This window comes from Bacillus sp. FCW2 (assembly GCF_021228595.1).
Taxonomy (GTDB): Bacteria; Bacillota; Bacilli; order Bacillales; family Bacillaceae; genus Bacillus; species Bacillus velezensis.
On the sequence record NZ_CP089436.1, the window covers coordinates 3,468,382 to 3,480,380 of the forward strand.

1 protein-coding gene is annotated in these 11,999 nt (G+C 46.6%); it reads left to right on the forward strand.

Annotated elements, in window-relative coordinates:
- Positions 1-10 precede the first annotated feature (10 nt).
- Positions 11-11,959 carry a bacillomycin D hybrid PKS/NRPS BamA gene (gene bamA, locus K3G25_RS17200; RefSeq protein WP_232489433.1) on the forward strand — a complete coding sequence of 3,983 codons (11,949 nt, stop codon included), beginning with the start codon at positions 11-13 and terminating at the stop codon, positions 11,957-11,959.
- Positions 11,960-11,999 lie beyond the last annotated feature (40 nt).

The following is an 11,999-nucleotide window of genomic DNA, read 5'->3' on the forward strand; positions in this document are numbered from 1 at the left end:
GAGGGGACCTATGTATACCAGTCAATTCCAAACCTTAGTAGATGTCATTCGGGAAAGAAGCAATATCTCTGATCGCGGGATCCGTTTTATCGAATCCGATAAAAACGAGACGGTTGTCTCTTATCGCCAATTGTTTGAAGAGGCGCAAGGGTATCTTGGCTATTTACAGCATCTCGGCATTAAGCCGAAGCAGGAAATTGTATTTCAAATCCAAGAAAACAAATCATTTGTCGTTGCTTTTTGGGCCTGTATATTAGGAGGAATGATCCCGGTGCCGGTCAGTATCGGAGAAGATGATGACCATAAGCTGAAGGTCTGGCGCATTTGGAATATATTAAATCATCCGTTTCTGATTGCCTCTGAAAAAGTATTGGACAAAATAAAGAAATACGCTGCAGAACACGATTTACAGGATTTCCATCATCAATTAAACGAAAAATCTGACGTCATTCAAGATCAAACCTACGATTACCCCGCTTCGTTTTATGAACCTGATGCGGATGAACTCGCCTTTATCCAATTTTCTTCCGGATCGACAGGAGATCCAAAAGGAGTCATGTTAACGCATCACAACTTAATACATAACACGTGCGCCATTGGGAATGCCCTACACGTTCATTCGAAAGACTCTTTCTTATCATGGATGCCTTTAACGCATGATATGGGGCTCATCGCCTGCCACCTTGTTCCCTTCATAACCGGAATCAATCAAAATCTAATGCCTACAGAGTTATTTATTCGCAGACCTATTCTTTGGATGAAAAAAGCTCATGAACATAAAGCCAGTATTCTATCATCTCCTAATTTCGGGTACAACTACTTCCTTAAATTTCTGAAAAACGAACCAGACTGGGATTTATCCCACATCAAGGTCATCGCAAACGGTGCAGAACCGATATTGCCGGAGCTGTGTGACGAATTTTTGAAAAGATGCGCAGCATTCAATCTGAAAAGATCCGCCATTTTGAATGTTTACGGTTTAGCGGAAGCTTCGGTTGGCGCAGCGTTCTCTAAAATAGGTAAAGAATTCGTTCCCGTTTATTTGCATCGTGACTATTTAAATCTTGGTGAAAGAGCTGTAAAAGTCAGCAAAGAGGACCAACATTGCGCTTCATTCGTCGAGGTGGGACAACCTATTGACTATTGTCAGCTTCGGATCTCCGATGAAACAAATGAAAGAGTAGAAGACGGAATCATCGGCCATATCCAGATCAAAGGAGACAATGTGACGCAAGGGTATTACAACAACCCCGAGAGTACGGAAAAAGCGCTGACTTCTGACGGCTGGGTAAAAACGGGAGACCTCGGATTCATTAGTGAAAGTGGTAACTTAGTCGTAACCGGAAGAGAAAAGGACATTATTTTCGTGAACGGAAAAAATATCTACCCGCACGATATTGAACGGGTCGCGATTGAAATGGAAGAGGTTGACTTAGGAAGGGTTGCCGCCTGCGGTGTATATGATCAAAAGACACAAAGCGGAGAAATCGTGCTCTTTGTTGTTTACAAAAAATCACCTGAAAAATTTGCACCGCTTGTCAAAGAGATAAAAAAACATTTGTACAAGCGGGGCGGCTGGAGCATAAAAGAAGTCCTTCCGATCCGAAAACTCCCTAAAACAACCAGCGGAAAGGTTAAACGCTACGAACTTGCCAGACAGTATGAGGCAGGGAATTTTTCAACAGAGTCCGCCGCCATCAATGAATGTTTGGAGAGCAGCACGGAAACATCCGGACAGACACCCATTCATGAGATAGAAACGGAATTGCTGTCTATCTTTTCCGAAGTGCTCGATGGAAAAAAGGTTCACCTCGCTGACAGTTATTTTGATATGGGAGCAAATTCATTACAGTTATCGCAGATTGCCGAGCGCATAGAACAGAAATTCGGACGCGAGCTTTCCGTTTCAGATCTCTTTACGTATCCTTCTATCACTGATTTAGCGGTATATCTGTCTGAAAGCCGTGCTGAAATCAAGCAGGAGGCGGCAGCGAAACCAAGCCATGTGACACCGAAAGATATCGCCATTATCGGGATGTCGCTCAATGTCCCGGGAGCGTCAACGAAAAGTGATTTTTGGAATCTGCTTGAAAAAGGTGAGCACAGCATTCGAGAATATCCCGAATCCCGGCTGAAAGATGCGGCGGATTATTTAAAGTCCATTCAAAGCGAGTTCAATGAGAGTCAGTTTGTGAAGGGCGGCTATTTAGATGAAATCGACCGCTTTGATTATTCGTTCTTCGGTTTAGCTCCTAAAACGGCTCAGTTTATGGACCCTAACCAAAGACTCTTTTTGCAGTCTGCATGGCATGCGATTGAAGATGCGGGCTATGCCGGCGGCAGCATGAACGGGAGCCGTGTCGGAGTATATGCAGGGTACTCGAAGGTGGGCTACGATTATGAACGTCTCCTTTCTGCGAATTATCCGGAGGAACTTCATCAATATATCGTGGGCAATCTCCCTTCCGTGCTAGCCAGCCGAATCGCTTATTTCTTAAATTTAAAAGGGCCGGCGGTCACAGTGGATACGGCATGCTCCTCATCGCTTGCCGCCGTTCATATGGCATGTAAATCTTTAATGTCCGGCGATTGTGAAATGGCTCTTGCCGGCGGTATCCGGACATCGCTCTTGCCGATCTGTATCGGACTTGATATGGAATCTTCGGACGGGTACACGAAAACGTTTAGTAAAGATTCAGACGGAACGGGCACAGGTGAAGGCGCCGCCGCAGTCCTGCTAAAACCTTTGCAGGAGGCTGTTCGCGACGGAGACCATATTTACGGCGTAATCAAGGGAAGCGCGATGAATCAAGACGGAACAACCGCCGGGATTACAGCACCGAATCCGGCAGCTCAGACTGAGGTCATTGAGACGGCTTGGAAAGACGCGGGCATTGCTCCTGAAACACTATCTTTCATCGAAGCGCATGGCACCGGAACGAAGCTCGGCGATCCGGTTGAATTTAACGGGCTTTGTAAAGCGTTTGAAAAGTATACGGCAAAAAAACAATTTTGTGCGATTGGTTCTGTTAAATCGAACATCGGTCATTTGTTTGAAGCGGCAGGCATCGTCGGGCTGATCAAATCTGTCCTCATGCTGAATCACAAGAAAAATCCGCCGTTAGCGCACTTTAATGAACCTAATCCGCTCATTCATTTTCACTCATCACCATTTTATGTAAATCAGGAAGTTTCGGAGTTCACATCGGGTGATGAGCCGCTGCGAGGCGGAGTCAGCTCATTTGGCTTTAGCGGAACGAACGCTCATGTGGTACTGGAAGAATATATTTCTCAAAGTGAGTATGCGCCCGAGGATGAACATGGGCCGCACCTATTTGTTTTATCCGCTCATACTGAAAAATCACTCTATGAACTCGCACAGCAGTACCGGCAATATGTATCGGATGACAGCCAAGCTTCATTAAAGTCCATTTGTTATACAGCCAGTACGGGCAGGGCTCATTTGGATCATAGCATTGCCATGATTGTATCCGGTAAACAAGAACTATCGGATAAGCTGACCCGCCTGATTCAGGGAGACAGAAACCTTCCCGGTGTATACATCGGTTACAAGAATATGAAGGAAATGCTGCCTGCTCATAAAGAAGAGCTGAATCAACAAGCAGCCGCTCTGATTAAGCAGCGTTTACGTACGCAAGATGAACGGATCACATGGCTGCATCGCGCAGCCGAATTATTTGTGCAAGGAGCCGTTATCGATTGGCGCGCGCTTTATTCCGGTGAAACTGTACAAAAGACGCCATTGCCCCTGTATCCGTTTGAACGGAGCCGATGCTGGGCTGAAGCTGACCAATTGCGCTTAAACGAGGGCGAAAAGAAAGGAGGAGCAGCATTGAATATCAATCAATCGAAAGCGCACATTGAATCCTTCTTGAAAACTGTAATCAGCAATGCTTCGGGGATCAGAGCGGAGGAACTCGATCTGAATGCTCATTTTATCGGGCTCGGAATGGATTCTATCATGCTGTCACAGGTCAAAAAAGCCATCGCGGACGAATTTGGGGTAGACATCCCGATGGATCGTTTTTTTGATACGTTGACCAACCTTCAAAGTGTCATAGATTACTTGGCTGATACCGTTCCATCGTCCTTTGCATCCGCTCCGCCTCAAGAGAATGTTCCGGCGCAGGAAATACAGGTCATTTCAGAAGCACAGCCTGAATCGGATCGCAGAGATGGTCATCAAGAGCATACGCTCGAAAAAATAATCGCTTCTCAGAATCAATTAATTCAGGATACCTTGCAAGCTCAATTAAATAGCTTTAATTTGTTGAGAAACAACGGACATCATTCCGGTGAGAAAGAATACGCTAAAGCGCAAGAGAAATCAATTCCTTCTGTCAAGCAGGGGCCTCCGACCGTCACTGCAGAACAGAAAGCGGCTCAAGAAGCGAAACCCTATGTTCCTTTCCAGCCTCAGAACCTGAATGATCAGGGACACTATACCGCACGGCAAAAACAATACTTAGAAGATTTCATCAAGAAATACGCAGATAAAACGAAAGGTTCCAAACAATATACGGACAATACCCGATTTGCTCATGCAAACAACCGCAATTTGTCCAGCTTCCGTTCGTATTGGAAGGAAATCGTATACCCGATTATCGCCGAACGTTCTGACGGTTCTAAAATGTGGGATATTGACGGAAATGAATATATCGATATCACCATGGGATTCGGGGTTAACCTTTTCGGGCATCATCCTTCCTTTATTACACAGGTTATCGATGATTCTACCCGTTCATCATTGCCCCCGCTCGGCCCGATGTCAGATGTCGCTGGTGAAGTTGCCGACCGGATCCGCACATGTACCGGAGTGGAAAGGGTCGCTTTCTATAATTCCGGAACAGAGGCCGTCATGGTTGCCCTGCGTTTGGCGCGGGCGGCGACAGGAAGAAAGAAAGTCGTGGCGTTCTCAGGATCTTATCACGGCACGTTTGACGGCGTATTAGGGGTTGCCGGCACCAAAGGCGGGGCTGCGTCTGCGAATCCGCTGGCTCCGGGTATACTGCAGAGCTTTATGGATGATTTGATTATTTTACATTACAACAATCCCGATTCGCTGGATGTGATCCGCAGTCTTGGTGATGAATTGGCAGCCGTACTGGTGGAACCGGTACAAAGCCGCAGACCGGATTTGCAGCCGCGGGCATTTTTGAAAGAATTGCGGGCGATCACGCAGCAATCCGGAACAGCTCTGATTATGGATGAAATTATTACCGGATTTCGGATCGGTCTCGGCGGCGCACAGGAATGGTTCGGCATTCAGGCTGATTTAGTGACCTACGGAAAAATCATCGGCGGCGGACAGCCGTTAGGGGTAGTTGCCGGAAAAGCTGAGTTCATGAATGCGATCGACGGGGGTACCTGGCAGTATGGGGACGATTCCTACCCGCAAGACGAGGCGAAGCGCACGTTTGTGGCCGGCACCTTCAATACTCACCCGCTTACCATGAGGATGTCATTAGCCGTCCTTCGCCATTTGCAAACCGAGGGAGAACATCTGTATGAGCAGCTTAATCAAAAAACAGCCTACCTGGTCGATGAGCTGAATCGCTGCTTCGAACAAGCGCAAGTGCCTATCCGCATGGTTCGATTCGGTTCTTTATTCCGGTTTGTCTCATCGCTTGATAATGACTTGTTCTTTTACCACCTCAACTATAAAGGGGTCTATGTGTGGGAAGGACGCAACTGCTTCTTGTCTGCCGCGCATACCGCGGATGATATCGAAAATATTATTCAAGCGGTGAAAGACACGGTGGAGGATCTTCGCCGAGGCGGATTTATCCCGGAAGGTCCGGATTCCCCTGATGGCGGAGGCCGTAAAAAGTCCGGGACGCGCGAGCTTTCACCTGAACAAAAGCAGTTGGTTATGGCATCCCATTACGGGAATGAAGCTTCCGCCGCTTTAAACCAGTCCATTATGCTGAAAGTGAAGGGCGAACTGCAGTATACATCATTAAAACAAGCCGTCCGGCATATCGTTGACCGTCATGAAGCTTTACGTACGGTGATTCATCCCGATGACGAGGTACAGCAAGTGCAGGAACGGATGAATATAGATATACCTGTCATTGATTTTACCGGCCTCCCGCATGAACATCGGGGGCCGGAAATCCAAAAATGGCTGACAGAAGATGCCAAGCAGCCGTTTCATTTCCATGAACAAAAGCCTTTGTTTAGAATCCATGTGCTTACATCGGCTCACAATGAACATCTGATTGTGCTCACGTTCCATCATATCATTGCCGATGGATGGTCAATCGCCGTTTTTGTTCAAGAACTGGAGAGCAACTACGCGGCAATAGTACAAGGAAAACCGATTTCGCCGAAAGAGGCAGATGTTTCGTTTCGCCAATACTTAGACTGGCAGCAGGAACAGATTGACAGCGGCCATTATGAAGAAGGGGTCCGTTATTGGCGGCGTCATTTCTCTGAACCGATACAGCAGCCAATTCTGCCAAGCACAGCTTCTGTCCGTTATCCGAACGGGTATGAGGGAGACCGGTGTACCGTCAGGCTTGGACGGCCATTGAGCGAGGCTTTAAGGTCATTAAGCATTCAGATGAAAAATAGCGTATTTGTGACGATGCTGGGCGCATTTCATCTTTTTCTGCACCGGCTTACCAAACAGTCAGGCCTTGTGATCGGGGTCCCCGCAGCAGGTCAATCGCATATGAAACAGCATGATCTGATTGGAAATTGCGTCAATATGATTCCGGTGAAGAACACGTCTTCTTCAGAAGGCACTTTATCCGGTTATCTTGGCAGTATGAAAGAAAGCGTGAACCTTGCAATGCAGCACCAAGCCGTCCCGATGACACTGGTGGCCAGAGAGCTTCCGCACGATCAAGTGCCGGATATGCGTATTATCTTTAATTTAGACAGGCCTTTTCGAAAGCTGCATTTCGGAAAAGCGGAAGCGGAGCCCGTTGCATACCCGGTAAAATGCACCCTGTACGATTTATTTCTTAACATAACAGATGCGCATCAAGAATATGTTCTTGATTTCGACTTTAATACGAACGTCATCAGTCCGGAAATCATGAAAAAGTGGGGAGCGGGTTTTACAAAATTGCTGCAAAAAATGGTTGAGGGAGATTCAATCCCTCTTGACGCCATGATGATGTTTTCCGATGAAGAACAGCATGATTTACAAGCACTTTACGCCGAACACCAGAAGCGGGTCTCTTCAATAGGAAGCAATACGGCAAATTTTACTGAAGTCTATGAGGCGCCGGTAAATGAAACGGAGCAGCAGCTGACGCGGATTTGGGAGGAACTTTTCGGCCTTGAACGGGTTGGTAGATCAGATCGCTTCCTGGCTCTGGGAGGAAACTCACTCCAGGCGACGCTTATGCTTTCCAAAATTCAGAAGACATTTCATCAAAAGGTTTCCATCGGACAATTTTTCAATCACCAGACTGTTAAGGAATTAGCACGTTTCATTCAGAACGAAACGAAAGTCGTGCACCTCCCGATGAAGGCTGCCGAGAAAAAAGCGTATTACCCGACATCGCCGGCGCAGCAAAGAGTATATTTCCTGCACCAACTGGAACCGGATCAGCTGGCGCAAAATATGTTCGGCCACATCTCAATAACAGGGAAGTACGATGAGCAAGCCCTGATCTCATCTCTTCAACAAGTGATGCAGCGGCACGAAGCGTTTCGCACGTATTTCGACATTATAGATGGCGATATCGTTCAGAAACTTGAAAACGAAGTTGATTTTAACGTTCATGTCCGGACAATGAGCCGGGACGAATTTGATGCCTATTCAGAAGGGTTTGTAAAACCGTTCCGCCTGGACCAAGCTCCGTTAGTTCGTGCGGAGCTGATCAAGATTGAAAACGAGCAGGCCGAACTGCTCATCGATATGCATCATATCATTTCGGACGGTTATTCCGTCAACATCCTGACAAATGAATTGCTGGCTTTATATCATCAGAAACCATTACCGGACATTGAATTTGAATATAAAGATTTCGCAGAATGGCAAAACCAACGGCTGAATGACGATGCCATGAAGCGGCAGGAGACATATTGGCTGGAACAATTTCAAGACGAAATTCCCATCCTTGACCTGCCGACAGACGGTTCAAAAGCGGCAGAACGGTCTTCTGAGGGACAGCGTGTGACATGCTCCTTACAGCAGGATGTCATCCGTTCGCTTCAAGACTTGGCACAAAAGGCGGAAACGACTCTCTATACGGTGCTTCTGGCCGCCTATAATGTGCTGCTTCATAAATATACGGGACAAGAAGACATTGTCGTAGGCACGCCTGCTTCAGGAAGAAATCATCCCGATATCGAAAAGATCATCGGTATTTTCATACAAACCATCGGAATCCGGACGAAGCCGCACGCCAATAGAACGTTTACGGATTATCTGGAAGAAGTAAAGCAGCAGACGCTTGACGCTTTCGAAAACCAAGACTATCCATTCGACCGGCTTGTGGAGAAATTAAATGTGCAGCGGGAAACAACCGGAAAGTCTCTGTTTAACACGATGTTTGTGTTTCAAAACATTGAATTTCATGAAATCCGGCACAATGAATGTACATTTAAAGTGAAAGAACGAAATCCAGGGGTCTCTTTATATGATTTGATGCTTACGATCGAAGATGCCGGTCAACAGATAGAGATGCATTTTGATTATAAACCGGGACGATTCACAAAAGACACCATTGAACAGATCACCAGACACTATACCGCCATTTTAAACAGTCTTGCTGAGCAGCCGGAGATGACATTGTCTTCCGTTCCTATGCTGTCTGAAACCGAACGGCATCAACTGCTGACGGAGTGTAATGGCACAAAGACGCCGTATCCGCATAAGGAAACGGTATATCGGTGGTTTGAAATGCAGGCGGAACAGAGTCCCGATCATGAAGCCGTTATTTTTGGCAATGAGCGGTATACGTACAGACAGCTCAATGAACGGGCGAACCGATTGGCGCGGACGTTACGGACAAAAGGCGTACAAGCGGATCAATTCGTTGCCATCATCTGCCCGCATCGGATCGATCTGATTGTCGGAATTTTGGCTGTTCTGAAAGCAGGCGGCGCATACGTGCCCATTGATCCTGAATATCCGGAAGATCGGATTCAATATATGCTGAGAGATTCAAGGGCGGAGGTTGTGTTGACACAGCGCAGCCTGCTGGATCAATTACCGTATGATGGTGACATTGTGCTTTTGGATGAGGAAAACTCATACCATGAGGATCACTCGAATCTTGAATCGGACAGCGATGCGCATGATTTGGCCTACATGATCTATACGTCAGGTTCCACGGGAAATCCAAAAGGTGTACTCATTGAGCATCAGGGACTGGCTGATTATATTTGGTGGGCGAAAGAGGTTTATGTAAGAGGTGAGAAAACCAACTTCCCATTATACTCTTCCATCTCTTTCGATCTGACTGTGACCTCGATATTTACACCGCTGGTTACGGGAAATACCATCATTGTCTTTGACGGCGAAGACAAAAGCGCTGTGCTTTCTGAGATTATGCGGGACTCAAGAATAGACATGATCAAATTGACCCCGGCACACCTGCACGTCATCAAAGAGATGAATATCGCTGGCGGCACCGCAATACGGAAAATGATTGTCGGCGGAGAAAATTTAAGCACCCGTCTGGCCAAAAGTGTCAGCGAGCAGTTTAAAGGCCGGCTGGACATTTTCAATGAATACGGACCGACGGAAGCTGTCGTCGGATGTATGATTTATCACTTCGACGCAGAACGGGACAAGCGGGAATTTGTACCGATCGGCACTCCGGCTGCCAACACGGATATTTATGTGGCCGATGCAAGCAGAAACCTGGTTCCGTTCGGGGTAATCGGCGAAATATATATCAGCGGACCGGGTGTTGCCAGAGGGTATTGGAACCGCCCGGATTTAACGGCAGAGAAATTTGTTGAAAACCCGTATGTCCCGGGAGCGAAGATGTACAAATCAGGGGATTTGGCTAAGCGATTGAAGGACGGAAATCTTGTATATATTGGGCGCGTTGATGAACAAGTCAAAATCAGGGGACACCGAATCGAGCTTGGTGAAATTGAAGCAGCAATGCATAACGCGGAAGCGGTGCAAAAAGCCGCGGTTACAGTGAAAGAAGAAGAAGACGGCTTAAAACAATTATGCGCGTATTACGTAAGCGACAAGCCTATAGCGGCTGCGCAGCTTAGGGAACAATTGTCATCGCAGCTTCCGGACTACATGGTTCCGTCCTATTTTGTCCATCTGGAGCATATGCCGTTAACATCCAACGGGAAAATAAACCGTAAGGCACTGCCTGCACCAGAAGCGAGTCTGCAGCAGACAGCTGAATATGTTCCGCCGGGTAATGAGACGGAGTCCAAACTGACAGATTTATGGAAGGAAGTGCTCGGAATAAGCCATGCGGGGATCAAACATAATTTCTTTGATCTCGGAGGCAACTCCATCCGAGCGGCTGCCTTAGCCGCCAGAATTCACAAAGAGCTGGATGTGAATCTGTCTCTCAAAGACATATTCAAGTTTCCTACCATTGAACAATTGGCTGACAAGGCGTTACACATGGACAAAAATCGATATGTACCGATTCCGGCTGCAAAGGAAATGCCATATTATCCGGTTTCTTCAGCTCAGAGGCGGATGTATTTGTTAAGTCACACAGAAGGCGGCGAGCTGACTTACAATATGACGGGTGCCATGAATGTGGAAGGGACGATCGATCCCGAACGGTTAAACGCCGCTTTCCGAAAATTAATCGCGCGTCATGAAGCGTTGCGGACCAGCTTTGATTTATATGAAGGCGAGCCGGCACAGCGTATTCATCAGAACGTCGACTTTACGATAGAACGAATTCAAGCAAGCGAAGAAGAAGCGGAAGACCGTGTGCTTGATTTCATCAAAGCGTTTGACTTAGCCAAACCGCCGCTGATGCGGGCCGGACTGATTGAAATTGAACCTGCGCGGCACGTGCTTGTGGTTGATATGCATCATATCATTTCTGACGGCGTGTCCGTCAATATTCTGATGAAAGATTTAAGCCGAATCTACGAGGGGAACGAACCGGACCCGCTCTCTATTCAATATAAAGACTTTGCAGTTTGGCAGCAATCGGACATTCAGAAACGGAACATCAAGAGCCAGGAAGCGTATTGGCTGGATCAGTTTCACGGTGATATTCCTGTACTGGATATGCCTGCGGATTATGAGCGGCCTGCCATACGCGATTACGAAGGCGAATCATTTGAATTTCTTATACCCGAACACTTGAAACAGCGTTTAAGCCAAATGGAAGAAGACACAGGAGCAACACTGTATATGATTTTATTGGCAGCCTATACGATTCTTTTATCCAAATACAGCGGACAAGAAGATATTATCGTAGGAACGCCATCTGCCGGGCGGACTCATTTGGATGTAGAGCCGGTCGTGGGAATGTTCGTCAATACGTTAGTCATTCGCAATCACCCGGCGGGCCGTAAAACATTTGATGCCTACTTAAACGAAGTAAAAGAAAACATGCTGAACGCCTATAAAAATCAAGACTATCCATTGGAAGAATTAATTCAGCATCTGCATCTTCCAAAAGATTCAAGCCGTAATCCTTTATTCGATACGATGTTTGTGCTGCAAAATCTTGATCATGCTGAATTGACTTTCGATTCCCTTCAACTCAAGCCGTATCCATTTCATCATCCGGTTGCCAAATTCGATTTGACCTTGTCGATTCAGGCAGACCGCGACAACTATCAAGGACTGTTTGAATATTCGAAAAAACTGTTTAAGAAAAGCAGAATCGAGGTTTTATCAAACGACTACTTACACATCCTATCGGCGATTTTGGAACAGCCAAGCATTCTAATCGAACATATCGGATTGAGCGGCAGCAATGAGGAAGAAGAGAACGCGCTTGATTCTATTCAATTGAACTTTTAGGGAAAAGCATTATTTCTTTAAAATATATAAAATGAGGTGC

Coding starts and splice junctions, on each gene's coding strand:
- bamA (WP_232489433.1), top strand. CDS start 11: ATGTATACCAGTCAATTCCAAACCTTAGTAGATGTCATTCGGGAAAGA.